Source organism: Nocardioides gilvus, from assembly GCF_003194605.1.
Classification (GTDB): Bacteria; Actinomycetota; Actinomycetes; order Propionibacteriales; family Nocardioidaceae; genus Nocardioides; species Nocardioides gilvus.
The window spans coordinates 40,615-65,725 of the sequence record NZ_QHKY01000004.1; the positions used below are offsets into that span (position 1 = coordinate 40,615).

Sequence of the window (25,111 nt, forward strand, 5' to 3'; positions counted from 1 at the left end):
CGGCGACTAGACGATTCCCGTAGGACCGACGTTCGGCCAGATTCGGTCCAGGTGATCGGCGGGCGGCTCTCTATACGGCTGCCACCGGTGCTTCTGGTGTGGCTCGGCCCCGGACCGCGGCCGTACTTCCGGCACACCCCGTCCTGCTTAGTCCAGCGCGCCGAGCCATGCGCGCGCCTGCTGCCCGAACTTGTGGAGTCGCCAGTATGCCTTCTTCGCGAAATCGATCTCCCAAGACCAATCCGCCCCACGCTTCAACTCAGCGTGGATGTGGATCATGTTTCGAGCCGTGTAGAACTCGACCAACTCAAGGGCAAGCGCCTCATCCACGATGCCGATGGCCGCTGCAGCGCGGGCCTTGGAATCAAATCGAACCTTGGTCTCGTCGAGCTTGATCGTGCTATCGATAGCAGCAACTACGCGCCGTCCGTCCGGCGCCGAGATTGCTCCCAGTCGGTCGCGGAGATCCCCGCTGACGCTCCAAGGCTTCAGGGTTTTGATGCTGAGCAGCCCTTGGACCTCCGGCCTGTCGGCTGCGCGCGCGAAGAGGAGGTGGTGGACGCAGGCCTCATAGATGGATGCGTACTGCTGCACTTGCAGTTGTACTTGTGCTCGACGAGCCCACTCGTCCTCGATCCGCATTCCCTCGAAGAACTTGTAGAGGTAGCGTGCCGTGAAATACTCCTCCCCGACCCGGCGCTGCAACTCGCCGTCATCTGCAAGGAAGTCGAAGAACCCGAGGTGATCCTCTAAGTCGCCGTCGAGGTCATCTCGGGCATAGGCGTCCAAGGTGTCACGGATCTCAAGTGGAAGCGGCATTGGGCGAGACTAGTTGAGGTTCGGCGCTGGCGACTGGGCGCGGCGGATGCTCGCCTCTGGCTGCCCCTACGCGGCGGATGGACGCATGAGTGATCCGACGACGCTGCTTCGGGACTGTCGGCAGCGCAATCCCAAGACCCAGAGCGGCTCGAATGCGCCGTGGGAGATTCCATATACGTACACTTCGAGCGGACCTGTCCGCATGATCGAGTCGAGGAAACCGTGGGCGTTATCGAGGACTTTGTCGCCGAGTACGAACGCCAGTATGACTACTGGGAAGCAGCTGCTGGGGCTGCGCGCAGACTCCTTGAGGGCGAGCTCAACAGCGCAGGGCTCCGCGCATACGTGACGAGTCGCGCCAAGTCAGTCAATCGGTTGGCCGACAAGCTCAAACAGCGGAATCACGAGCGCGAACTACCGTATGCGACTCTCGAAGAGATCGAAGGCGACATCGCCGACCGAGCCGGCGTCCGCATCGCCCTCTACTTCCCCGGCCAGATGGACGAAACGGAGCAGCTCGTTCGTGACATCCTCGACGTCCGGCACGCGCGCCGCTTCCCCGCGGAGGCGCGGTCCGGACCCGCAGAGCCAGCCACCGAGAGGCCATCGGACCCGCCCCTGCGAAAGCGGTTCTCCGGGTATGGCGCCCGGCACTTCCGCGTCCAAATGCCGGAGGCATCCCTATCGGCCGATCAGGCCCGCTACGTGAAGGCCATCATCGAAGTCCAAGTAGCGTCCGTGCTGATGCACGCCTGGTCCGAGGTCGAACACGACCTTGTCTACAAGCCGCTTGAAGGACGCCTCTCGGACTCCGAGTACGCACTCTTGGACCAACTCAACGGGCTTGTCCTCGCTGGTGAGATCGCCCTTGAGCAATTGCAGAAGGCGCATGACGCGCGAGTCAACGCCGCGAGTACACCGTTCAGGGACCATTACGAACTCGGGGAGTTCCTCCGTTCTCGCCTCGCGGACTTGGGCCAAGTGCCTACGGATGCCACTGTCGGTCGCGTCGACATCCTGTTCCGCTACCTCACGGAAGAAGGGGTCGCGACTGCTGACGCTGTTGCGCCATACCTCGATAGCCTCGAGCAAGACTTCGAGCGGCGCCCCGTCGCGGAACAGTTGGCGGACTTCATGTTGTCCGGCAACGAGGAGCGGTACGAGGCCTATCGGAAGGCTATGTCGGCGACGCGACACCCCTCGTCTCGTGCGCGGCTTGACCAGCACGTCACTGAAGCCAATGGCGACGTCGCCGGCCTCTACTTCAAGATGTTCGTGCATGCTTGGGCCGGTCTGGAGAAGACCCTGTCGGAGCGCCTTCCCGATACTCGCCGTAGTCTGGCGCATCAAGTCCAAGCAGCGTTCGACGCTGGCCTGATCGACTCAGAGCAGTTCATGGAGCTCAACGTCCTCCGCGGTCTGCGGAATGAGGTTGTCCACTCGCCATCTCTCGTCGTGTCGATCGACCGGCTCCGCACGGCGACCGACACTCTGCTCGGCATCATCAACCACATCGAAAAGCAGTAGGACGCTCCTCCGCTGGAGGAGGCCAACGCACGGGTCGGTCAGTTCACGTCGCATCCGCAGGGGATGTTTATCGTGGCCGAGTGCCTTTCCAACCTCAGGCCAATGCGGCGGCAGGTCGCGCCTCGTATGGCGCATGGCAAACCCCTCTGAACTGCGCCAGCTGGCCGGCGGCGCATCGCGTCGGGCCCGCTGAATGTGCGGGCTAGGCATTCGGGTCGAGATCCACCGCGTAGCCGTGCTTTCTCAGGGCCATTCGCGCGGTGAGCATCGGCATCGCTCCTGTTGCCTCGTCGTCGTTGATGGCGTTCTTGAGGGCCTGCCCCAGAGGCGTTCCCTCGTCCATTGCGCGCCAGACCTTCCACGCGAGGTACTCCGGCGAATAGCCGACTTTCTCCGCCGGTGAGTCGTCAGCGCGCCTGTCGCGATCGAGGGCGGCGTAGATGACGCGCCGTATCGAGGGCTTCTCCTCGGAGAGGTGGACTCGTCCGTCCGGGACGCTCATCGACTCCTTTGAGATCGCGGCCTTATGCCGACCGGCGACCAGGGCGTACCCACGAAGGACGCGGACCGGCTGCTTGTTGCCCAGCTCGGTGCTTAGCGCCGGCTCGGCGTCGTAGATGAAGAGACACGAGTCGAACGGCTCCAGGCGGACTGGGGTCCTGGTTTGCTCGCCCTCGAAGGCGAAGTTGGTCGGTGTCACCCGGTGTCGGTTCCGCGCGCGCTTACGCGGTTTCCATCGGTACGCCGCGGTGGGCCCGAGGTCGATGCCTGCCTCGGAGACCGTCAACGCGGTCCGGCCCCAATTAGCCACGGTCACGAACAGCACCTCGAGGTAGTCGTCGTCACGGCTGTGGCGGAAGAACGGGTTGTTGGACCCGTGCGATGCGGTGCTCTGCTTCGAGAACATGTCCGCGTGGGACGGCCGAATTCCAACGTCACCGTGGCGCGGCCGCCCTCGAGGAAGTAGCGCCAAACCTGCCAGATGCCAAGCACCGACGACACTCCGAGCGAGAGCGCAGACATGGTCAGCGCCCATTCCCCCTGGGTCATGACAGCAACGTAGCGGGCGTGGGAGGTCGTGAACACCAAGAACTCGCCAGCACCACCGTAGACCGGGCCAGGATGGGATTGGCCTGCCCGCGATCGTGAGCACGGCGTGCCACCTGCGTCCTTCTGGGCGCTAGGACCGACTTGTGCGCACCCGCCCTCAACCCCTGAAACTCCACTGAGTCACGGTCCGCAGGGGCGTCCACCCGGTGAACGTCCCCACCGGCTGCGTCGTCTCCACAGCCAACCGCGTGAGCTCCCCGCCGTGGCGGTGGTAGGCGTCCCCGAGCAACGACTCGGTCTCCAAGGTCACCCCGTGCACGACTAGGCGACCGCCCGGGCGCAGCGCGGCCAGACAGGCGTCCAGCACCCCGGGCCGCGTGGCGCCGCCGCCGATGAAGATCGCGTCCGGGACGTCGAGGCCCGTCAGCGCATCGGGGGCGCGACCCTCCACCACGCGTAGGTCGGGCACGCCGAGGCGTACGGCGTTGCGTCCGATTCGTGCCGCGCGCTCCGGGTCGGACTCCACAGCGGTCGTACGGCACGTCGGGTGAGCACGCATCCACTCGATGCCGACCGAACCGGCGCCGGCCCCGACGTCCCAGAGGTGCTGTCCGGGAGCAGGGGAGAGACGGGCCAGGGCCGAGGCACGCAGGTCGCGCTTGGTGAGTTGGCCGTCGTTCTCGAAGCTGTCGTCCGGGAGTCCGGCCACCCAGGAAGAGCGCCAAGCACCGGAGCCCGCAGGGATCTCGATGGCCAGCACGTGCAGCGCTGGTACGTCGTCGACAGGGGTCGTCGACCACTCCCGCGCACTCCTCTCGACCCGCGACTCGGCCTCGCTGCCGAGGTCGCCCAACACGGTCATCACAGCGTCTGGGTGACCGGTCTCGGTCAACAGTTCGCCGATGATCGACGGCGTCTCGGGACCCGACGTCAGGACCAGGATTCGGCGTCCCGGAGCGACTTCGCGCAGCACCCGCGCCTCGTGCCGTCCGACCAGCGTCACGACCACCGAATCCACGGCTGACCAGCGCATACGTGCTCGCGCCAGGGCCACCGACGAGACCGCCGGGACGATGCGTACGGCGTCCGCCCCGAGGGCCCGCACCAGTGTCGTGCCGATGCCCGAGACCAGGGGATCACCCGATGCCAGCACCACCACCCGACGTCCCCGCAACTCCTCCATCACCGACGGCAGCGCGGGCGTCAGGGGGGAGGGCCAGGGGCGTCGATCCTGCCCCGCGACCGGCGCCACCAGGTCGAGGTGTCGACGTCCGCCGAGCACCACGTCGGCTCGGCGCACCAAGGCCTCGGCCGCAGCGTCGAGTGCCCCGTCGGCACTGATCCCGACCACGGTCACGAGGTGTCCACCGGGAGGGCCTGTCATGTCATCCACGAGTCGGGAGGCTATCGTCACGCCCAACACGTGAGGTGCCCCTGCGCCCCAGCCATCGGAAACGGTGGGGACGGACAACGGGGAGAATCTGGGAAGCCGGTGAAAATCCGGCACAGGCCCGCTGCGGTGAGCCGAGCACTCCGACAGGAGTGACTTGGTCAGTCCGAAGACCGGCCTCGCGACCAAGCCATCCATGGCCTACGAGCGGGAGCCTCAACGTGCCACTGAAGTACCCATTTTCTGCCGTCGTCGGCTGCGAGTACGACCCGACGACCGCCTCCGGTCTCGACGACATGGGCCTCGCCCTCGTCCTCACCTCGATCAGCCCCGCCATCGGCGGCGTCCTCGTGCGGGGCGAGAAGGGCACCGCGAAGTCGACCACTGTCCGCGGCCTGGCCGAGGTGCTGCCGTGGATCGACGTGCACGAGACCGACCGGTTCTCCGCCGATCCGCACGACCCGACGGCGACCTCGCCCGACGCAGCGTCGGGCACCACCGCAGTGGTCAGCCGTCCGGTGCGCCTGGTCGAGCTGCCCGTCGGCGCGACCGAGGACCGGGTGCTGGGTTCGCTCAACCTGGAGAAGGCGCTCACCGCCGGGGCCGTCGAGTTCGAGCCAGGACTGCTCGCCCGTGCCCACCGCGGCCTCCTCTACGTCGACGAGGTCAACCTGCTGCACGACCACCTGGTCGACCTGCTGCTCGACGCGGCCGCGACCGGACAGGTCACCGTCGAACGCGACGGGGTCTCGCTCGGCCACAGCGCCCGTTTCGTGCTGATCGGCACCATGAACCCCGAGGAGGGCGAGCTGCGCCCACAGCTCCTCGACCGGTTCGGCCTCACCGTCGAGGTCGCGGCACCGCGTGAGCCGGCGCTGCGCGTCGAGGTGGTGCGACGCCGCCTGGCCTTCGACCGCGACCCCGCCGAGTTCGCTGCGGCGTACGCGTCCAGCCAGGCCGAGCTGACTCGCCGCGTCGCCGAAGCCCGCGAGTGCCTCGACGCGGTCACCCTCGGCGACGCCGCACTGCTCAAGATCGCCGAGGTGTGCGCCGCCTTCGAGGTGGACGGCCTGCGCGCCGACATCGTCACCGCGCGTACGGCGGTCGCCCACGCCGCGTGGGCCGGGCGTCGGTTCGTCACCCGCGGGGACATCCGGGCCGCGGCGCTGCTCGCGCTGCCGCACCGCCGGCGCCGCAATCCGTTCGATGCCCCCGGGTTGGACGAGGACCTGCTCGACCGGATCCTCGGCGACGACGAGCTGCCCGAACCGCCCGACCCCACCGACCCAGCTGACACCGACCCCACGGGGACCGACGAGGGACCGTCCGACGACCCCGCGTCCCCTCCCGAAGACAGCCTGGACAACACCCCCGAGTCCGCCGACGAGCCCCACGACGCGCCCGCCGCCGTCGAGGACGCCCCTGACCTGGACACCCCGGGCCCCGCGACAGATCCCTCCGTAGCGGACCCCGAGCCACCCCTCGAGACGCCCGCACCCCCGCGAGCGCCCCAGCCGGACGGCCCCGGTGGCTGCACCACCGTCCAGGCCGAGCACGCCTACCGGCCACGTCTCTTCACCGTCGACGGCGTCGGCGAGGGCACTCCGGGGCGCCGCAGCCGGGCGCTCGGTGCCAGCGGTCGGCGCGTCGGCGCGTCTCCCGGCCACGGCTCCGCATCCGGCTCGGTGCACCTGGTCGAGACCCTGCGGGCCGCCGCCGAACGGCACGCCGGCGGGCCCGCCGCGAGCGATCTGGCTGGGTCCCGAGGCCGCTTCACCCTGCATCCCGCCGACCTGCGCACCGCCGTGCGCGAGGGGCGCGAGGCCAACCTGCTGCTCTTCTGCGTCGACGCGTCCGGCTCCATGGCGGCGCGGCGCCGGATGACCCAGGTGAAGACCGCGATCCTCTCGCTGCTCACCGATGCCTACCGGCGACGCGACAAGGTCGCCATGATCAGCTTCCGCGGAGCCGACGCCCACCTGACCCTGCCGCCCACCGGCTCGGTCGAGATCGCCGCCGCGCTGCTGGGCGACCTCCCGGCCGGGGGACGTACGCCGCTCGCGGAAGGGCTGCTGATGGCCGGCGCCGTCCTGCGTCGCGAACGCCTCCGCGATCCTCGACTGCGCCCGCTGCTGGTGCTCGTCACCGACGGCCGCGCCACCGCAGGCGCCGACCCGGTCGTACGTTCGCGCCAGGCCGCCGCGCACGTCGCAGCCCTGGGCGTGCCGAGCGTGGTCGTCGACTGTGAGGACGGGCCGCTGCGCTTCGGGTTGGCCCGCACGCTCGCGACCCACCTGCGCGCCGAGCACGTCCCGATGGCGCAGGTGAGCGCCACCGGACTGGTCGACGTCGTCTCCGGGCGGGTGGCGTGATGAGCTCGCTCGCACCCCTGCTGCCCGGCTCCGTGGCGCTGGTCGGCGGAGGTCCGGGCGACCCGGGCCTGATGACCGTCGCCGGACGCGCAGCCGTCGAGCAGGCCGACGTACTGCTCGTCGACCACCTGGCCCCCGAAGGCGCACTGGCCTGGGCCCGGGAGGAGGCACTGGTCGTGGACGTGTCCAAACTGCCCCGCGGAGCCTTCACCCCGCAGGCGCGGATCAATGAGCTCCTGGTCGAGCACGCCCGCGCGGGACGGCGCGTCGTCCGGCTCAAGGGCGGGGACGGCTTCGTCTTCGGCCGCGGGATGGAGGAGCTCCTTGCCTGCACCGAGGCGCAGGTGGAGGTCCGGGTGATCCCCGGCGTCACCTCATCGGTCGCCGTCCCCGCCCTGGGCGGCATCCCGGTCACGCACCGCGGGTTGGTGCAGGGGTTCAGCGTCATCTCCGGGCACGTACCCCCCGACCATCCCGACTCCACCCTCGACTACGCCGCCCTGACGCGCTCCGGCACGACGCTGGTCGTCCTGATGGGGGTCGCGACGCTGCCGGCCATCACCGCCGCCCTGCTCGACGCCGGCCTCGATCCGGACACCCCGGCAGCGGTCGTGGCCCGCGGTGGTCACCCGGACCAACAGGTCGTACGCGCGTCCGTCACCGAGATCGCCACAGCGGCGGCTCACGTGGACCCGCCCGCCGTCACCGTCATCGGCGCGGTGGCGGCCTTCGCCACCTCGACCGACACCGCCACCGACACCCGCACTCTCGAAGAGGTCTTCTGATGCCCCAGGGTCAGCCGCTCACCGTCCCCGACGACGGCCTCACCACCCGCCAACGCCGCAACCGACCCCTGCTGATGGTCCACACCGGGGATGGCAAGGGGAAGTCCACCGCCGCCTTCGGTCTCGCAATCCGGGGTTGGAACCAGGGCTGGTCCATCGGGGTCTTCCAGTTCGTGAAGTCGGCCAAGTGGCGCATCGGGGAGCAGACCGTGCTCGAACGCCTCGGCCGTCTGCACGAGGAGACCGGCGAGGGCGGCCCGGTGGAGTGGCACAAGATGGGCGCGGGCTGGTCCTGGACCAAGAAGCAGGGAGACACCGAAGACCACGCGCGTACCGCCGCCGAAGGCTGGCAGGAGATCAAGCGGCGTCTGGCCGCCGAAGCCCACGACCTCTATGTGTTGGACGAATTCGTCTACCCGATCGCCTGGGGGTGGGTCGACCTCGACGACGTGGTCACCACGCTGCGCGACCGCCCCGGTCGCCAACACGTGGTCGTCACCGGACGACGCGCCGCGCCCGAGCTCGTCGAGGTGGCTGACCTCGTCACCGAGATGACCAAGGTCAAGCACCCCATGGACGTCGGCCAGAAGGGCCAACGGGGGATCGAGTGGTGAGTCCGGCCGGCTCCGACGTCGCGGCGGCGACCAGCCTGCCGCGCCTGGTCATCGCGGCGCCCTCGACCGGGCAGGGCAAGACCACGATCTCGACCGGTCTGATGGCGGCGCTGCGCGGTCGCGGGCTGGAGGTCTCGGGCCACAAGGTCGGCCCCGACTACATCGACCCCGGCTACCACGCCCTGGCCACCGGACGCCCCGGACGCAACCTCGACCCTCACCTGGTCGGTGAGGAGCGCATTGCCCCGTTGCTCCTGCACGGCGCGCGGGGTGCCGACGTGGCGGTGATCGAGGGCGCGATGGGGCTGCACGACGGCCGCCTCGGCACCGACGGCTTCTCCTCCACGGCGCACGTGGCCAAGCTGACGCGTACGCCGGTCGTGCTGGTCGTGGACATCTCTCGGATGTCGCGCTCCGTCGGCGCTGTCGTGGCTGGCATGGCTTCCTATGACCCGGACGTCGACGTCGTGGGCGTGATCCTGAACCGTGCCGGATCGGCGCGCAACATCGCGGAGGTCGAGCGCAGCCTGCGCCTCCCTGTCCTGGGGGTCGTGCCGGGCAGGGACGACATCTCGTCGCCCTCGCGCCACCTCGGCCTGGTCCCGGCGGGGGAGCGCCACGAGTCGGCGGAGACGGTCGAACGCCTGGGTGAGCAGGTCGGGCGTCACGTCGACCTCGACGCGCTGCTCGACGTTGCCCGGGGAGCGCCTGGCCTGACCGCCGTCGCTTGGGACCCGCACCGTGAGGTGCGCGTTGTCACCGCAGACGCGCCCGTGGTGGCCGTGGCCGGCGGACGGGCCTTCACCTTCGCGTACGCCGAGACCGAAGAGTTGTTGCGTGCGGCGGGCTGTCGCGTCGTCCACTTCGACCCGTTGCGCGACCCGGCGCTGCCCGAGGGCACCCGTGCTCTTCTGCTGGGTGGCGGGTTCCCCGAGGTCCATGTCCAGCAACTGTCCCGCAACCGCGTCCTGCTCGAGCAGGTCAGGGATGCGGTGAAGGCCGGGCTGCCCACCGTCGCCGAGTGCGCCGGACTCCTCTACCTCATCGACTCCTTGGACGGCTCCGCGATGGCGGGTGTGATCGGCACCAGTGCGGCGATGGGGGAGCGTCTGGTGCTGCGCTATCCGGAGGCGATCGCGGCGAGCGACAACCTGCTGACCCGCGCCGGGGAGCGGGTGCACGGCCATGAGTTCCATCGCACTGCGCTGACTGCACCTGCGCGCGGGTGGACGCCCGCCTGGGAGATCGACGGCGAACTGATCGGGGCGGGCACCCCCACCCTGCACGCCTCCTACCTGCACACCCATTGGGCCGGACACCCGGTGATGGCGCGGCGACTGGCCGAGGCCGCGGCCCGCGCCACCCCGGTCACGGTGCGGGCGCCGTCGGCCACGGTCGTACGCATGCCGGCAGCCGATCCTGAAGTGACCGGCGCTGCAGTTACCGATGTGACGGTGACCGACGTGGCCGTGACAGATCCACTGCTGCACCACGGTGACGTGGAGACCGGACATGGACTCGTCGACTTCGCGGTCAACGTGCACCCCGAGCCGCGTCCCGCCTGGCTGGAGAGCGCACTGCGCGACGGCGTCCAACGCTCGCTCACCTACCCGGACCCGACCCCGGCACGCGCCGCCATCGCCGAGCTGCACCACCGTCGTCCCGACGAGGTCCTGGTGACCGCCGGAGCGGCGGAGGCGTTCGAACTGGTCGCCCGGTGGAAACCGTGGCGTCACGCGGTGGTCGTGCACCCCCAGTTCACCGAACCCCATGCGGCCCTGGAGCGGGCCGGCCACCACGTCACCGCGGTGCACTGCCGCCCCGAGGACGGCTACCGACTCGACGCCTCTGCGGTGCCCGAGGACGCCGACCTGGTCATCCTCGGCAACCCGACCAACCCGACCGGCGTGCTGCACCCGGCCGAGGAGATCCTCAAGCTGCGTCGTCCCAAACGGGTCGTGGTGGTCGACGAGGCCTTCATGGACGCGGTCGTCGACCCGAGCCAGTCACTGGCGGGGGACCGGCGCCGCGGCCTGCTCGTCGTACGCAGCCTGACGAAGCACTGGTCGATCCCGGGCATCCGCGCCGGCTACGTGCTCGGCAACGACCGGGTCATCACCGGCCTGGCCGCCAGACAGGTGCCCTGGTCGGTCTCCACACCGGCCATCGCAGCCGCGCTCGCCTGCACCGGCTCCGAGGCCGCGATCGAGGGCGCGCGTCGGGCCAGACGGATCGCGCAGTGGCGCACCGCGCTGGTGGACGCCCTGCACCAGCGCGGCATCGAGGTCATCGGCTCCGAGACCTCTTTCGTGCTGGCCCGGCTGGGGCGCGGGACCCGGGAGAGGTTGCGTGACCACGGCGTGGCCGTGCGCCGGGCCGACACCTTCCCGGGTCTGGACGCGGAGTGGGCCAGGATCGCCGTCCGGCCACCGGAGACGACTGCCCAGCTGCTGCGTGCGCTGGACGACGTACGCGCCGGCGCCTCGGCCGCGCTCGGCGCATGAACGCGTCACGGGCCCTGGGGCTGGTGCTGGGGTTCGTCGCGGACAGGCTTCTCGGCGACCCGCGCCGCGGCCATCCGGTCGCCGGGTTCGGCACTCTTGCTGCTCGACTCGAAGGCCGCCTGTACGACGACTCGCGCGCCTGGGGGACGGCGTACACAGCCCTGCTCGTGGGTGGCTCCGCCGGGCTGGGGGTCGGCCTTGAGCGGCTCTGCCGTCACCGGCCGGGGTTGCATGTCGTGGTCACGGCCCTCGCCACGTGGACGGTGCTGGGCGGCCGGAGTCTCGAGCGCGAGGCGCTGGCGGTCCACCGGTTCCTGGCCGACGACGACCTGGCCGGCGCACGTCACCGCCTCACCTACCTGGTCGGTCGCGACACGAGCAGCCTGTCGCCCGACGAGGTGGCGCGAGCGGTGGTCGAGTCCGTCGCGGAGAACACCTCCGACGCCGTCACGGCACCACTGGTGTGGGGCGCGGCGGCGGGAGTTCCCGGTCTCCTGGCCCACCGGGCGGCCAACACGCTGGACGCGATGGTGGGACACCGCAACCCGCGCTACGAACGTTTTGGGTGGGCCTCCGCGCGTCTCGACGATCTGCTCAACCTGCCGGGCTCGCGGCTGGCCGGACTGTCGGTGCTCGTGGCCGCACCTGGTCGAGCCGGTGCAGCGTGGCAGACCTGGCGGCGTGATGCCGCAAAGCACCCCAGCCCGAACGGCGGCGTGGTGGAGTCAGCGTTCGCCGGGGCTCTCGGGGTCACGCTGGGGGGCACCAACCAGTACGGAGACCGGCTCGAGCGCCGTCCCACCATGGGGGACGGGCCCGCTCCCACGCGCGATGACATCCCCCGATCCACCGGCCTTGCAGGACGCGCGGGTGTGGTCGCCCTCGCCGCGGCCGTTGGAGTGGCCGCTCGGGGTCAGCGACCCTGAGCGAGCCCCACTCAACGGTGCGACAGCACCCACTCCAGAGCCGGACCCACCGTGTCGACGACGAGCGCACGGGGGTCAGGCCTAGGCCGTTCGACGACCACGACGGGGATGTCGAGCTCAGCGGCCGCCTGCATCTTGGGCCAGGTGTAGGTGCCGCCGGAGTCCTTGGTGACCAGCACGTCGCAGCGGTGCTCACCCATCACCTCCAGGTCGCCCGCGAGCGTGTACGGACCACGGCTGGTCAGCAACCGCCATGACGGTGGCAGCGAGATGTCCGGCGCGTCGACCACCCGGGCCAGCACGTGCGCGTCGGTGAGGGCCGGGAGGAACCGGGCCAGCTCCTGGCGCCCGACGGTGAGGAAGGGGCGCTCGCCCAGCGAAGCCGCCAGCACGGCTGCCTCGTCGTGGGTGGTCACGTAGCGCCAGGCTGGGTCAGGCTCCCAGCCCGGCCGCTCGAACCGGAGCAGGGGGACCTGCTCGCCCGCGCAGGCCTCGACCGCGTTGGCGCTCATCCCACGCGCGAACGGATGGGTGGCGTCCACGACCAGGTCGTAGTCGACGAGTGCGCTCCGCAGCCCGGCCACGCCGCCGAATCCACCGATCCGCACCGGTCCCACCGGCAGTCGCGGCCGGTCGACCCGTCCCGCCAGCGACGAAGTGACGTCGACGTCGGCCTGCACGAGCAGACTCGCGAGGTCACGCGCCTCCGCAGTGCCGCCGAGCAGCAGGACCTTCATCGCTGACCTTCCCTGGCGAGCGCGGGCCTGGCGAGCGCGGGCACGGCCAGGATCGGGAGGGAGTCAGGTGCGCCATCCCGGGCCAGGGCGAGCAGGGCATCGACGTCGAGGTGTGCTTCGACGAGGTCGGCGAGGAGCTCCATGCGACGCTCGCGGGCGGCCGGAAAACTGACGCCCGACGGAGCGAGTCCCGCCACCTCGGCGAGGAAGGCGGCCCGGAACGCGTCGCCCTCGAGGCTGCCGTGCCACATGGTGCCGAAGACCTGAGCCGTGCGTGCCCCGCCGAGGAACTCCTCGGCACCGTCGTCGCGGGTGATCCGTCCGTGATGGATCTCGTAGCCCTCGGCGGGTGCGCCGAGAGCTGCGCCGGACGGCAGACGCAGCGCCTTCTCGGCGGCGAAGGCGGTGGCCACGGGCAGCAGGCCGAGTCCCTCGGCGTACGCACCGACCGCGCCCTCGACGCCGTCGGGGTCACGGATCTCGCGCCCTAACATCTGGAAGCCGCCGCAGATGCCGAGCACCGGCCGCCCCGCCGCGGCGTGGGCGGTGATCGCGGCGTCGAGCCCGCGCGTACGCAACCAGGCCAGGTCGGCGAGCGTGGCCCGGGTGCCCGGTAGCACCACGAGGTGGGCATCAGCCAGGTCACGCGGGTCGGAGACGAAGACGACGTCGAGGTCGGGCTCCAACCCGAGCGCGTCGACGTCGGTGAAGTTGCTGATCCGGGGGAGTCGTACGACCGCCACCCGCACCCGCGCCGCCGTGCGGGTGCGCCGCCCCTCCAGGTCGAGAGCGTCCTCGGAGTCGAGCCACAGATCCGGGTGCCACGGCAGCACGCCGTGGACCGGCCGGCCGGTGAGCGCTTCCAACCGCACCAGCCCCGGACGCAGCAACCCCAGGTCTCCACGGAACTTGTTGACCACGAAGCCCGCCACCAACGCCTGGTCGGCGGGCTGGAGCAGCGCGAGCGTGCCGAACATCGCCGCGAAGAGCCCGCCACGATCGATGTCACCCACCACCACCACCGGGAGGTCGGCGTGCCGTGCCAGCCCCATGTTCACGTAGTCGCTGGCGCGCAGGTTGATCTCGGCCGGGCTCCCTGCCCCCTCGGCCACCACCACGTCGAAGCGGGCGGCGAGATCGTCGTACGCCGCGTGGGCGGCCCGCGCCAGGTGCCGGCGTCCGGTGGCGAAGTCGCCCGCCGACACCTCGCCGGCGGGTTGACCCATCACCACGACGTGGCTGCGGTGGTCCGACCCCGGCTTGAGGAGCACGGGATTCATGGCCGGCTCAGGGGTCACCCGGGCGGCGAGCGCCTGCACCCACTGGGCCCGGCCGATCTCTGCGGGGCTCCCGTCGCGGTCGAAGCAGACCATCGAGTTGTTCGACATGTTCTGTGCCTTGAAGGGCGCCACCGAGACCCCGCGGCGGGCAAACGCGCGGCACAGACCCGTGGTGACGACCGACTTCCCGGCGTCCGACGTGGTGCCGGCGACCAGCAGTCCACTCATGCCGGGGCTCCGGTCGGGGCCCGCAGCAGGTAGGTGTCCATCACCCAGCCGGCCTCGGCGCGCGCATCCTCCCGTGCGGTGAGCAGCTCCGGGAGGACCTCGCCGACCCGTCCGGCGACCAGGCGTTCTCCGGTGGCACCCAGGTTGGCGCCCCACCAGATCTGCCAGTCATCCAGGTCGTGCAGCTGCCCCAGGCTGGGCGCGGAGCCGAGCATCACCATCACGTTGCGCTGGCCGGAGTCCACCGCTTCGCGCAGCCGCCGAGAAGTGGTCAGGTGCATCGGCTGACCCACCTCGTGCAACACGATCCGGTGCCGCGCCGCGAGCACCTGCGGGGCGCTGATGCCCGGGATCACGTCCCACGTCAACCCCGCCAACTCCTCCCGCTCGGCCAGCTGGTCGAGGATCCGCAAGGTCGAGTCGTAGAGCGCGGGGTCACCCCAGACGAGGAAGGCCGCGGTCCCGGGCCGGGCGGTGAGCTCCGCGGCGTACGCGTCGACGCGCGCAGCGTGCCAGGCCGTCACCGCAGCGGGGTAGTCGGCCGGGTCGTCGCGGTCCCGCTCGGGGTCAGGCACCTCCACCAGGGTGAGGTCGTGCTCGGCGCAGATCCGCCGGCGGACCTCGAGCAGCTCGTCGTCACTGCCCTTGCGCACCGCGAGCACGTAGTCGGCCGCGGCCAGAGCCGTCACGGCCTCCGAGGTCAGGTGCTGAGGGCCCATGCCGAAGCCGACCACGTGCACGTGCCTCACTGCTGGTCGTCCTCCAGATCGCCCTCGACCTCGAGGTAGACCTTCTGCAGCGAAGCCAGGGTCTCGCTGTCCGGCTCGGCCCACAGCCCACGCTCGGCTGCCTCGTGCAGGCGCTCGACGATGCCGCGCAGCGCCCACGGGTTCGACGTGCGCAGGAAGGCCTGGTTGGTCTCGTCGAGCACGTACGAGCTCGCCAACGACTCGTACATCCAGTCGTGCACCACCCCGGCGGTGGCGTCGAAACCGAAGAGGTAGTCGACGGTCGCGGCCAGCTCGAACGCGCCCTTGTAGCCGTGGCGTTGCATCGCGGAGATCCAACGCGGGTTCACCACCCGGGCCCGGAAGACCCGGTTGGTCTCCTCCTGGAGCGTGCGGGTGCGGATCGCGTCGGGCGAGGTGGAGTCACCGACGTACGCCTTGGGGTCCGAGCCCGTCAGCGCGCGCACGGTGGCGATCATCCCGCCGTGGTACTGGAAGTAGTCGTCGGAGTCGGCGATGTCGTGCTCGGTGCTGTCGACGTTCTTCGCCGCGACCTTGATCCGCCGGTACGCCGTACGCATGTCGTCGGCGGCCGGGGCCCCGTCCAGACCGCGGCCGTAGGCGAAACCACCCCACGCGGTGTAGACCTCGGCCAGGTCGTTGTCGTCGCGCCACCCGCCCGACTCCACGACCTGGAGGATGCCGGCACCGTACGACCCCGGCTTGGAGCCGAAGATCCGGGTGGTGGCACGACGTGCGTCACCGTGCTCCTCGAGGTCGGCCCGGGCATGGGCACGTACGAAGTTCATCTCGTCCGGCTCGTCGAGGTCGGCGACCAACTGGACCGCGTCGTCCAGCATCGAGACCACGTGGGGGAAGGCGTCGCGGAAGAAGCCCGAGATCCGCACGGTGACGTCGATGCGGGGCCGGCCCAACTCCGCCAGGCCGATGACGGTGAGGTTGTTGACCCGACGCGACATGTCGTCCCACTGCGGTCGGACCCCCAGCAGGGCGAGGACCTCGGCCACGTCGTCGCCGGAGGTACGCATTGCGCTCGTTCCCCACACCGAGAGGCCCACCGAGGTCGGGTGCTCACCGGTCTCGTCCAGGTAGCGCTGCACCAGCGACTCGGCCATCGCCTGACCTGTCTGCCAGGCCAACAGGGACGGGATCGCACGCGGGTCGACGGTGTAGAAGTTGCGCCCCGTCGGGAGAACGTTGACCAGGCCCCGCAGCGGAGAGCCCGACGGGCCGGCCGCCACGAAGCCACCTTCCAGCGCACGGAGCAGGACGTCGAGCTCGTCGGTCGTCTGCGTGAGGCGGGGGACCACCTGGGTGGCTGCGAAAGTCAGTGCGGTCCGCACGTCGGGGTCGGGGTGCAGGGCGTCGACGGCGGCCGGGTCCCAGTCGGCGTCGGCCAACGCCGTCACCAGTGACCTGGCCTCCGCCTCGAAGGCATCGACCTGCACGGTCGAAGCGCCGTCGGAGAGTCCGAGCGCTGCCCGCAGCCCGGGGACCGCGTTGCCGACGCCGCCCCAGACCTGTGAGGCGCGCAGGACAGCCAGGACCAGATTCACCAGAGCGTCGCCGACGGGTGCCTGACCGAGCACGTGCAGACCGTCGCGGATCTGGACGTCCTTGATCTCGCAGAGCCACCCGTCGACGTGCAGGAGGAAGCTGTCGAAGTCCTCGTCGCCGGGGCGCTCCTCCAACCCCAGGTCGCGGTGGAGCTCAGCGGCCTTCATCAACTGCCAGATCTCGCCACGGATCGCCGGCAGCTTGGCGGGGTCCATCGCGGCGATGTTGCCGTACTCGTCGAGCAGTTGCTCCAGACGAGCGATGTCTCCGTAGGTCTCTGCCCGGGCCATCGGCGGGATCAGGTGGTCGATGATGGTGGCGTGGGCGCGGCGCTTGGCCTGGGCGCCCTCCCCGGGGTCGTTGACCAGGAACGGGTAGAAGAGCGGGAGGCTGCCCAGCACTGCGTCGGTGCCGCACTCGGCCGAGAGCGCCGCGTTCTTGCCGGGCAACCACTCCAGCGAGCCGTGCTTGCCGATGTGCACGACCGCGTGGGCGCCGAACCCGCCGTCACTCGCAGGGGCTTCGAGCCAGCGGTAGGCGGCCATGTAGTGGTGGGTGGGCGCCAGGTCGGGGTCGTGGTAGATCGCGACAGGGTTCTCGCCGAACCCGCGAGGCGGCTGGATCAGCAGCACCACGTTGCCGGCGACCAGGGTGGCCAGGACGATCTCGTTCGCGTCGTTGACGAAGAGGCTGCCGGGCGCCTCGCCCCACGCCTTCGTCATCTCGTCGCGCAGAGCCTGCGGGACGTCAGTGGTCCAGCGGGCGTACTGCTCGGCGGTGACCCGCACGTGGGCGTCGGTGAGCTGACCCGAGGTCAACCACTCCTGGTCCTGCCCGCCAGCTGCGATCATCGAGTGGATGAGGGCGTCGCCTGCCTCCGTGTCGTCGTCCAGGTCGAGGCCCGGAATGGCGCCCGGAGCGCCGACGTCGTAGCCGGTGTCCCGCAGGCGCCGCAGCAGGTGGATGGTGGAGACCGGGGTGTCGAGCCCGACGGCGTTGCCGATCCGGGAGTGCTTGGTCGGGTACGCGGAGAGCACCAGCGCGACCTTCTTCTCGCTGTTGGCGACGTGGCCGAGACGGGCGTGGTTCACCGCGATCTGGGCGACGCGCCGGCACCGCTCGGGGTCGGCGACGTAACGGGGGAGCCCGTCCACGTCGATCTCCTTGAAGGAGAACGGGGCGGTGATGATGCGCCCGTCGAACTCCGGGATCGCGATCTGGTTGGCGGAGTCGAGGGGGGTGACACCGTCGTCGTTGGCCTCCCACTCCTCCCGACTGCTGGTCAGGCACAGTCCTTGCAGCACCGGGATGTCGAGGGCCGCGATGCGTTCCACGTCCCAGGTCTCGTCGTCGCCACCGGCGGAGACCGAGGCAGGCACGCTGCCGCCGGCCGCGAGCACCGTGACCACCAGCGCATCGAGCCCGTCGAGCGCCTCGAAGAGGTCGTCGGGCGCGCTGCGCAGGGAGCCGGCGAAGATCGGGACGCCGACGGCCTGTCCCGTGGCGTCCACGGCATCGGCCAACGCGTGGGCGAAGGCGGTGTTGCCGCTGGCCTGGTGGGCCCGGTAGTAGAGGATGCCGACCTTCGGGAGGTCCGGGTCGGTCGGTGCAGCCCGCTCCGCGAGACCCCACGACGGGATGGCTGCCGGGGGCTCGAAGCCCTCGCCGGTGAGCAGCACCGTGTCGGAGAGGAAGGCGTGCATCTGCGCCAGGTTGGCCGGGCCGCCCTCGGCGAGGTAGCGATGCGCCTCGGCCGCGACCCCGATCGGGACGCTGGAGAGCTCCATCAGTTCAGCGCTCGGCTGCTGCTCGCCGCCCAGGACCACGACCGGTATCCCGGCGGCCCGGAGGTTGAGGACACCCGACCAGAGGTCGTGCGGGGAGCCCAGGAGACGGACCACCACGAGATCGGCACCCTCGACGACGGTGTCGAGCTCGACACCGGTGCTGCGGCTGGGGTTCGCCAGGCCGTAGTCGGCGCCGCTGGCGCGGGCGGAGAGCAGGTCCGTGTCGGACGTCGAGAGCAGGCAGATGTGTGCGGACGCGGCCATGGCCGGGTTCCTCCTCCGGGGTTCTCGCCCCGTGTAGCGGTCGGATCAGCCCGTGGCCAGTGTCTGGCTGCCCTCGTCGAGGGTCACAGTGGCGGAACCGCCCCGGACTTTCACCGGGTTCCTGGCGCCACGAGCCCGGTCAGCCTACGGCACCGACAGTGTCGGACACGCTCGGCCAGTCCACGTCTGAGCGGCTGTAGGGTCGATCGCCTGCAGCCCACCGCAAGAGGGAGCGTCCAGCCCGATGACCGACAGCCACGACGCCTCGCCCGTCAGGAGTTCCTCGGCCGTGGAGACGGACGTCGTCGTGATCGGGGCGGGTCAGTCGGGGTTGGCCACCGCCTTCTACCTGCGCCGCGCCGGGTTGACCCCGGGGCAGGACTTCGTGGTGCTGGATGCAGCCGAACAGCCGGGAGGGGCCTGGCCGCGTACGTGGGACGGCCTGCGCCTGTTCTCGCCGGCCAGCTTCTCCTCGCTCCCGGGCTGGATGATGCCGCCCTGGGACGACGCCGCCCACGGGTTTCCTCCCCGCGACCACGTCGTGGCCTACCTCGCTCGGTACGAGGACCGGTACGACCTTCGGGTGCTGCGTCCGGACCGGGTCGAGGCAGTTTCACGGGCCGACGACGCCCCGGACGGTCGTCTGCTGGTCACGGCGGGGCAGCGCGTCTTCTCTGCTCGCCGTGTGGTCTCCGCCACCGGCACGTGGGACCGACCCTTCTGGCCGACGTACCCGGGGATGCGTGACTTCGCCGGTCAACAACTCCACACGGTCGACTACCGGACTCCCGAGGCCTTCGCCGGGCAACGGGTCGTGGTCGTGGGCGGCGGCAACTCCGCAGCGCAGATCCTGGCTGAGATCTCGACGGTGGCGGACACCACCTGGGTCACCGCCCGCCCACCTCGCTTTCTGCCCGACGACGTGGACGGTCGTGCCCTCTTCGCCACGGCCCGAGCCCGGATCCAGGCGCTCAGGGAAGGGCGTGAGCACAGCGGCGTCGCGGGGTTGGGCGACATCGTGATGGTCCCCAGTGTCAAGGACGCCCGTGACAGAGGAGTGCTGCACCCGCATTCCATGTTCACCCGACTGGTCCCGGGAGGAGTGGTGTGGGCCGACGGCACCGCACGGGAGTGCGACGTGATCATCTGGTGCACCGGTTTCCGCCCCGCGCTGCGACACCTGCGCCCGTTGGGGCTGCGGACCGAGCACGGCCGGGTGCCGGTCGGCGGACCATCCGGCACCCAGGCGCTCCACGAACCACGACTGCACCTGGTGGGATACGGCGACTGGACGGGACCGGCCTCCGCGACGCTTGCCGGGATCGGGCCCTCGGCGCGGGCGACTGCGGAGGCCGTCGTCGAGATGAAGTGACCCCTCTCCGACTCTTGAAAAGCAGCGCGGCGTGGCGAAAATGGGAGATGGAACAAGCCTGACGTGTGATTCCGGAGTGTGTGAGGTGTACCCAACAGCAGCTGCTCGAGAGCTCATGGTCCTGTTGCGCATCAGCCCCGAGATCGACGTCGTGGGAGACGTCACGGCCACGGTCGAGGACCCCTCAGGTCTCCTGGCCTGGGCGGTGGTGCTGAAGGAGTGCAAGGCGCTGGCCTGGAGATCCGACGACTCGGGTCGCGGCTATGTCCAGGTCGCGGCACACCACGCCAGAGCACCCATCCGCGGGCAGGTGACCGCCGTACTGGCCGGCGACCGGCATCCTGCGTACTGGTCGGCCCTGGGGCTGGACGACCTGTTGCCCGGCGAAAGCCGACATCTCGAGGTCGAAGCACTGTCGGCGGCGTGGGACGTCATGCCCACCACCACGGAATCCGTCACCGAGCTCCCGCCGGAGTCAGACGGCCAGTGACCGGAGCCCGCCTGCGTCTCCTTGGAGCCCTGCCTCAGTCGCCTTGCCTCAGTCGCCCCGCGTCAGCGCCATCAGGAACGCCAGGAGGTAACTGCGGCTGTTGCCCTGGTCGATGGCGTCCGCAGGAAGGGTGCGGGCCTGTTCCAGGGCCTCGCGCGCATCCGTGGGCCCAGCCAGGCCGGCGTACATGGTCACGTAGTCGGCGAGCGGGCCGTCGCCGCTCCCACGGGCATTCATGCGGATGCGATCCGGGTCGCCCGCGAGGTGGTCGATGGAGGGGCTCATCGGAATCAACTGGATCCCCAGGACGGCCGAGCTCGCGGCGGAGAACCACGTGCCGTGGTCGCGCTTCGCTCCCCAGTTGATGCCCATCACGGAGTGTCCGAAGCCGTCGTAGACCGGGTCGTCCAGGTCGAAACCGGTCCAGTAGTGCGCGCCTGCGTGCGCTTCGGAGGCATGCATCCAGGCGGCCTGTCGTTCCAGAGCGGGGTCCTGCACGGTCCGGGCCCAGAGCTCCAGACCAGCCCACGCAGTGACCGCCTCGGAGGACGACTCCTGGTTGTTGCCGTCGGCGAAGTCGCTGGTGCCGGACGCCCAGGAATGCGATGCGTACACGTCGAAGGGGCGCCACTGCGGGGTGAGCCCCGTGTCCTCACCGCCCGCGATGTCAGCGGCCAGCAGGGTCATCACCGGTCTCAAGGTCTCGATGACCTGAGGGTCGTGGGCCGCGAGAACGGCTGCAGCGTAGAGGAAGTAGCCGTAGTGGAAGTGGTGGTCGTTGAAGAGCTCGGAGCCGAAGGAGGGGGTGCGACCCACGACTCCCTTCCACTCGGGCGCATAGCCGAAGCAGAACTCCTGCCGGGTGTCACACCCTTGGACCTCGGTCCACTTCGTGAGCAGGGCGGAGAGATGTTCCAGGGCGGAGCTCTCGGCGCCCTCGGCGCCCACCTGGCTCGCGATCGAGAGCAGTTGGGCCGTCCGATAGGCGTGCTTGCCCCCGAAGTAGGTGTCGGCCGGGGGGTCCGGGAGGGCTCTCACGTCTGCCCGGACCTGGCTCGCCAGCTCCTCACGTTGCTTCGCGGAGATCTCTGACAGGTCAAGCTCGGCGCGCGGACGCAGTCGAGGCGCCGACCACTGCAGGGTCCGTCCCCCGCACATCTCCAACGCGCCGTAGACCGTGGGCCATGAGCCCAGGTCGCAGCGCCCGCGATCAGTGACCGTGTGGTGGGGGAGCAGTCCGTGAGCTGTGGGGCCGTCGTCAACCGTTTCGTAGGTGAGCGACGTCGTGACCTCACGGGCCCCGACCTCGAAGGAGACGCTCGTGCCGGTGAGCGGTGAGGCGTGGCGCCCCATCTCCTCCACTGCGCCGTCGGCAGGCACCGGGAAGAAGACCGCGCTGCCACCCCGGGAGACGGTGAGCTTCTTGCCCTGCAACCGGGCGTCACGAAGACGTACGCCCCACGTGCCGGTCGGCGTGCGCGCCGTGGCGAGCTCTCCCTCCCCGGTGAACGCCACGGACAGACCCAGGACCGTCTCCTCGAGGGCCAGGTGGGTGACGTAGGGAGAACCCTGCGCCACGGTGGTGCTGACGAGGCGGGCCCCTGCGTCGTCGACCGTCTCGAGAGTCACCGAAGCCACGTCGTACGCACTCATGCGCGTGCTTGCTGCGCCTTCGACCTCGACGACCAGGTCACTCGGGCTGCTGCTGACGATGTGGTCGGTGCTGGTCACCACTTGAGGCAACCCGTAGTCGAACGTGCGGTCATCGGCGCGGAACGAGAGAGGAAGCGGGAACACCGGCTGGGGGGCCGGCGCGAAGACCAGACCGGAGAACCATCGGTTGGTGGGTGGGGTCAGCCCTGAGGCCAGCCGCATCGCGGGAAGGTCAGCCAGCTCGAGCTCGGGCAGCTGCTCGACGAGTGGTGCGAGGGTGGCGGCGGGCAACGCCGGCTCTGCGGCGGGCAGCGGCACCATGGCCTCCGGGTCCCGGGTGGCGTCCGGCCGGCCCACCACCGCGTACGCGGTCAGCGCCACCGCGGCCAGGCCGATGCCCACCACCCCCCACCGCATCAACGCACTCCGACGCGGTGCAACCACTGGAGGAAGGCGTCGGTGGGTCCGGCGAGGATGCCGTCGTCGTGCAGGGTGAGCGCCACCGTGACCGGAGCACCGGGTTGGGCAAACGCCGCGACCGCGTCGTCACGCAGCTCGGGCGCCTGGACGGAGACGGTGGCATAGGCCAGTCCGTCGACGGTCTCGACGCTGACCGAACTGACCTCTCCTCGCAGGATCCGCCGGTTGGGGAGCTCCACGTCGGCGCGCCCACCGACGCGGATGCGGACGTAGTCCACCGGATCGAGGCGGAACTGGGCCTTGACGAATTCGGTGTTCTCCTGGGCGATCACCGCCATCGTCACGCCGCCGGGGACGTAACCCCCCTGGCGGACCTCGAACTCCTGCAGCTTTCCGTCGGCGGAGGCGAGGTAGGTGACCAGACCGGTGTCCGTGTCGAGGTCGTAGGCCGGGGTCGACTGGGCCTCGAGACCGTTGTCCAGGTCCTTCTGGAGGGCGAAGGAGGAGATGGTGAAGAGTCTCTCGCCCCGTCGCACCTCGGTGTCCGGCTCCACGAACTGGTCGACCATGATGCCGCCGTAGTCGGAGCCCACCTGGTGCTCGGTGACCTGGACGGCGGCGTTCGTGCTGAAGACCTGGCGCTCCCGCTGGTTGAGGAGGAGGGTGAGCCCCGCCGTCACGACCAACACCAGGAGGAGGGCGGTCCACAACCGCAACCTGTTGCGCCACGTCATGCTGCGGCCTCGACGACAGAGGCGACCGCAACGGGCTGGACCGACCGCACACGCCTGCCCCGGCGGATGGTGCGCGCCTCACGCCAGGCCACGACGACGAAGGTGGTCAGGATGACGGTGTTGGTGATGTTCCAGGCCGCGCCGAGGGTGACGGTCTCGTTCCGGTTGATCTGCCACACCGCGACGCCGGAGGTGAGCAGGAGGAAGAACCACGTCACCACCTGGGGAATGATGAAGTTGAACGGCGACGAAGTGGCGTGCGCGGAACCGGTCACGTGCCACTTCTGCTCACGATGGGCTATGACGTTGAGGAGAGCTCGCAGGTAGATGGGGAACGAGACCGCCGCCAGCATCAGGACCTCCCACCGGAAACTGCCCAGCGTGGCGAAGGCCAGCACGATCTGCATGACGTAGAAGCCGGCGTACACCGCGAGCCACTGCGCGAAGCCCACGCTCACGTCCACCGGGTGCAGGTCGAGGTAGATCTCCAGCGGCGGCACGAAGAGCAACAGGCCGGGCGCGATCCCGGTCAGGTAGTGCGTGGCGGTGATGCCGTACATGATCCGTTGGTCCAGGGTGAGCCGCCGGCGTGGGGAGAAGGGGTTGTAGCGCAGGAGGATTTCGAAGCCACCCGTGGCCCAACGCAGCTGCTGCTTGGAGTACGCCTCGATCGTCTCCGGGGCGTCGCCCACCGCCAGCGACCGGGCCAGGTAGACACTGCGCCACCCCCGCTCGTGGAGCTTCACCGACGTCCACACGTCCTCGGACTTCGAATCGGCCCAGATCCCTCCGATCTCGGAGACTGCCGTCCTCCGGAACATCACGTTGGTCCCGACGCAGAAGGCCGCGTTGAAGTGGTTGCGGCCCGGTTGCACGAAACGGTAGAAGACGGTCTGCATGTAGCCGGCGCCGCGCGCGATCATCGTGTGCAGGTTTCCGTACGTCTGAGGGGTCTGCACGAAGGCGACGTTGTCGTCGGAGAAGAACGGCAGCACCTCCTCCAGGAAACTGGGACTCGGGACGAAGTCAGCGTCGAAGATGCAGAAGAAGTCTCCCTTCGCCTGGGTCAGGGCGTGGTTGATGTTGCCCGCCTTGGCCCCTCCGCCGCTGAGACGACGCAGGTAGCGACAGTTGAGCTCCTGGGCCAGGGCACGCATCTCGTCGGAGTCCCCGTCGTCCAGCAGCCAGGTGCGGTGGCGACCACGGATGGCGAGCGCTGCCTCAACGGTGCGCCGCACGACGGGCACCGGCTCGCCGTAGACGGTCACGAAGACCTCCACGGTGACCTCGCCACCCGACAAGGAGAGTGGGCCCTCCAGTCCCGTTCGACCGAAGAGGCGGTCCCGTGTGTCCCAGTAGTGGTAACCGCGCGGGTCTCTGCCGGCCGACAGCACGATCCACATGGCCAGCAGTGCGTGCGCGACCAGGACGCCCTCGGCCGCCATCACCAGCAGCCACGGCAGCATGTCCCCGCGATTGCTCGGACTCAGCAGGAACGCCGCGTAGACCAGGACCCCCACGGTCGCCAGGACTGTCATGGCGATCAGGACCGGGGACTGCTGGTCGCGGGTGGCGCTGCGACGGTCATCTGGGCTGACCCGGGTCACGCGTGCAAAGTCATCGGTGTCCATGGAGCCCCCGCTCATGACGTGGATCTCCACGTCTGCTGAGACTCGACGCTAGGTAGCGTCGGCGACGGGGATGTTTCGACGTGTGTCCATCAGGTTGCGGGTCGGCAAAGGATCTGGCGTGCTGGGGCGGAGACGGTCGGGGATCATTCGTATCGGGTACGACGAGCAGGACGACGTGGACGAGAGTTCGACTCGACGCACCTGTGCGTCACGTCGCAGCGA

At 69.9% G+C, this 25,111-nt stretch carries 18 protein-coding genes and 2 riboswitches; of the genes, 8 read left to right on the forward strand and 10 right to left on the reverse strand.

The genetic code is table 11. From position 1 onward, the window contains the following. Window positions 1-147: 147 nt before the first annotated feature. Window positions 148-819: a hypothetical protein gene (locus DNK52_RS12075; RefSeq protein WP_110241277.1), complete on the reverse strand. Its 672-nt coding sequence runs from the start codon at window positions 817-819 to the stop codon at window positions 148-150. A gap of 159 nt (window positions 820-978) precedes the next feature. Between DNK52_RS12075 and DNK52_RS12080 the strand changes: the two genes are divergently transcribed. Further along, a complete protein-coding gene (locus tag DNK52_RS12080; protein WP_162598755.1) occupies window positions 979-2,346 on the forward strand; it encodes a hypothetical protein in 1,368 nt (455 codons plus the stop codon). Between the two features lie 202 nt (window positions 2,347-2,548). On the opposite strand, the gene DNK52_RS12085 is transcribed toward DNK52_RS12080, so the two are convergent. After that, entirely contained in the window at window positions 2,549-3,253 is a 705-nt protein-coding gene (locus DNK52_RS12085) for a hypothetical protein (protein WP_110241279.1), read from the reverse strand. 300 nt (window positions 3,254-3,553) lie between these two features. Beyond that, window positions 3,554-4,780, reverse strand: a complete 1,227-nt coding sequence (gene cbiE, locus DNK52_RS12090) for a precorrin-6y C5,15-methyltransferase (decarboxylating) subunit CbiE (RefSeq protein ID WP_110241280.1) — start codon at window positions 4,778-4,780, stop codon at window positions 3,554-3,556. Window positions 4,781-4,810: 30 nt separating this feature from the next. Next, window positions 4,811-4,982, forward strand: a riboswitch (cobalamin riboswitch). Between the two features lie 25 nt (window positions 4,983-5,007). Between cbiE and DNK52_RS12095 the strand changes: the two genes are divergently transcribed. From DNK52_RS12095 to DNK52_RS12115, 5 genes are read left to right on the forward strand one after another with little or no spacing between them, the layout of a single operon-like run. Next, a complete protein-coding gene (locus tag DNK52_RS12095) occupies window positions 5,008-7,158 on the forward strand; it encodes a VWA domain-containing protein (protein WP_239455536.1) in 2,151 nt (716 codons plus the stop codon). Continuing rightward, window positions 7,158-7,943 carry a uroporphyrinogen-III C-methyltransferase gene (cobA, locus tag DNK52_RS12100; protein ID WP_110241281.1) on the forward strand — a complete coding sequence of 262 codons (786 nt, stop codon included), beginning with the start codon at window positions 7,158-7,160 and terminating at the stop codon, window positions 7,941-7,943. The genes DNK52_RS12095 and cobA overlap by 1 nt, the downstream gene beginning before the upstream one ends. Continuing rightward, a complete protein-coding gene (gene cobO / locus DNK52_RS12105) occupies window positions 7,943-8,557 on the forward strand; it encodes a cob(I)yrinic acid a,c-diamide adenosyltransferase (protein ID WP_110241282.1) in 615 nt (204 codons plus the stop codon). Before cobA ends, cobO begins: the two co-directional genes overlap by 1 nt. Beyond that, window positions 8,554-11,061 (forward strand): bifunctional hydrogenobyrinic acid a,c-diamide synthase/histidinol phosphate aminotransferase CobBC, encoded by a 2,508-nt coding sequence (locus DNK52_RS12110; RefSeq protein ID WP_239455537.1) that lies wholly within the window; start codon window positions 8,554-8,556, stop codon window positions 11,059-11,061. The genes cobO and DNK52_RS12110 overlap by 4 nt, the downstream gene beginning before the upstream one ends. After that, complete coding sequence (locus DNK52_RS12115; RefSeq protein ID WP_110241283.1) at window positions 11,058-11,987, forward strand: cobalamin biosynthesis protein; 930 nt, start codon at window positions 11,058-11,060, stop codon at window positions 11,985-11,987. The genes DNK52_RS12110 and DNK52_RS12115 overlap by 4 nt, the downstream gene beginning before the upstream one ends. A gap of 11 nt (window positions 11,988-11,998) precedes the next feature. Here the strand turns inward: DNK52_RS12115 and DNK52_RS12120 are convergent, their stop codons facing one another. Genes DNK52_RS12120 through cobN form a run of 4 tightly spaced genes read right to left on the reverse strand, consistent with a single transcriptional unit; the run spans window position 11,999 to window position 18,589 of the window. Next, window positions 11,999-12,724, reverse strand: coding sequence for a cobalt-precorrin-6A reductase (locus tag DNK52_RS12120; protein ID WP_110241284.1), 726 nt, complete (start codon window positions 12,722-12,724; stop codon window positions 11,999-12,001). Beyond that, window positions 12,721-14,232, reverse strand: a complete 1,512-nt coding sequence (locus tag DNK52_RS12125) for a cobyric acid synthase (protein WP_110241285.1) — start codon at window positions 14,230-14,232, stop codon at window positions 12,721-12,723. Before DNK52_RS12125 ends, DNK52_RS12120 begins: the two co-directional genes overlap by 4 nt. Beyond that, complete coding sequence (gene cobF / locus DNK52_RS12130) at window positions 14,229-14,981, reverse strand: precorrin-6A synthase (deacetylating) (RefSeq protein WP_239455538.1); 753 nt, start codon at window positions 14,979-14,981, stop codon at window positions 14,229-14,231. Before cobF ends, DNK52_RS12125 begins: the two co-directional genes overlap by 4 nt. Next, window positions 14,978-18,589, reverse strand: coding sequence for a cobaltochelatase subunit CobN (gene cobN, locus DNK52_RS12135; protein WP_110241286.1), 3,612 nt, complete (start codon window positions 18,587-18,589; stop codon window positions 14,978-14,980). The genes cobF and cobN overlap by 4 nt, the downstream gene beginning before the upstream one ends. Before the next feature lie 37 nt (window positions 18,590-18,626). Next, window positions 18,627-18,736, reverse strand: a riboswitch (cobalamin riboswitch). A 97-nt stretch (window positions 18,737-18,833) separates the two neighbouring features. Here cobN and DNK52_RS12140 point away from each other — a divergent pair. Then, window positions 18,834-19,961 (forward strand): ArsO family NAD(P)H-dependent flavin-containing monooxygenase, encoded by a 1,128-nt coding sequence (locus tag DNK52_RS12140; protein WP_110241287.1) that lies wholly within the window; start codon window positions 18,834-18,836, stop codon window positions 19,959-19,961. An 85-nt stretch (window positions 19,962-20,046) separates the two neighbouring features. Then, the gene (locus DNK52_RS12145; RefSeq protein WP_162598756.1) at window positions 20,047-20,451 is read left to right on the forward strand and encodes a hypothetical protein; all 405 of its coding nucleotides are present in this window, start codon (window positions 20,047-20,049) and stop codon (window positions 20,449-20,451) included. Between the two features lie 48 nt (window positions 20,452-20,499). Here the strand turns inward: DNK52_RS12145 and DNK52_RS12150 are convergent, their stop codons facing one another. The 3 genes from DNK52_RS12150 to DNK52_RS12160 are packed head-to-tail and all read right to left on the reverse strand — an operon-like array spanning window position 20,500 to window position 24,919. Beyond that, on the reverse strand, window positions 20,500-22,521 hold the full coding sequence (locus tag DNK52_RS12150; RefSeq protein ID WP_110241289.1) for a glycosyl hydrolase: 2,022 nt from the start codon (window positions 22,519-22,521) through the stop codon (window positions 20,500-20,502). Beyond that, window positions 22,521-23,258, reverse strand: a complete 738-nt coding sequence (locus tag DNK52_RS12155; protein ID WP_110241290.1) for an HlyD family secretion protein — start codon at window positions 23,256-23,258, stop codon at window positions 22,521-22,523. The genes DNK52_RS12150 and DNK52_RS12155 overlap by 1 nt, the downstream gene beginning before the upstream one ends. After that, window positions 23,255-24,919 (reverse strand): glycosyltransferase, encoded by a 1,665-nt coding sequence (locus DNK52_RS12160; protein ID WP_239455539.1) that lies wholly within the window; start codon window positions 24,917-24,919, stop codon window positions 23,255-23,257. The genes DNK52_RS12155 and DNK52_RS12160 overlap by 4 nt, the downstream gene beginning before the upstream one ends. Between the last annotated feature and the right edge of the window lie 192 nt (window positions 24,920-25,111).

Excerpts from the sequence above, each read along its gene's own strand:
- DNK52_RS12075 (WP_110241277.1), bottom strand. The coding sequence starts at position 819 with ATGCCGCTTCCACTTGAGATCCGTGACACCTTGGACGCCTATGCCCGA.
- DNK52_RS12085 (WP_110241279.1), bottom strand. The coding sequence starts at position 3,253 with ATGTTCTCGAAGCAGAGCACCGCATCGCACGGGTCCAACAACCCGTTC.
- cbiE (WP_110241280.1), bottom strand. The coding sequence starts at position 4,780 with ATGACAGGCCCTCCCGGTGGACACCTCGTGACCGTGGTCGGGATCAGT.
- cobA (WP_110241281.1), top strand. The coding sequence starts at position 7,158 with ATGAGCTCGCTCGCACCCCTGCTGCCCGGCTCCGTGGCGCTGGTCGGC.
- cobO (WP_110241282.1), top strand. The coding sequence starts at position 7,943 with ATGCCCCAGGGTCAGCCGCTCACCGTCCCCGACGACGGCCTCACCACC.
- DNK52_RS12115 (WP_110241283.1), top strand. The coding sequence starts at position 11,058 with ATGAACGCGTCACGGGCCCTGGGGCTGGTGCTGGGGTTCGTCGCGGAC.
- DNK52_RS12120 (WP_110241284.1), bottom strand. The coding sequence starts at position 12,724 with ATGAAGGTCCTGCTGCTCGGCGGCACTGCGGAGGCGCGTGACCTCGCG.
- DNK52_RS12125 (WP_110241285.1), bottom strand. The coding sequence starts at position 14,232 with ATGAGTGGACTGCTGGTCGCCGGCACCACGTCGGACGCCGGGAAGTCG.
- cobN (WP_110241286.1), bottom strand. The coding sequence starts at position 18,589 with ATGGCCGCGTCCGCACACATCTGCCTGCTCTCGACGTCCGACACGGAC.
- DNK52_RS12140 (WP_110241287.1), top strand. The coding sequence starts at position 18,834 with ATGACCGACAGCCACGACGCCTCGCCCGTCAGGAGTTCCTCGGCCGTG.
- DNK52_RS12150 (WP_110241289.1), bottom strand. The coding sequence starts at position 22,521 with ATGCGGTGGGGGGTGGTGGGCATCGGCCTGGCCGCGGTGGCGCTGACC.
- DNK52_RS12155 (WP_110241290.1), bottom strand. The coding sequence starts at position 23,258 with ATGACGTGGCGCAACAGGTTGCGGTTGTGGACCGCCCTCCTCCTGGTG.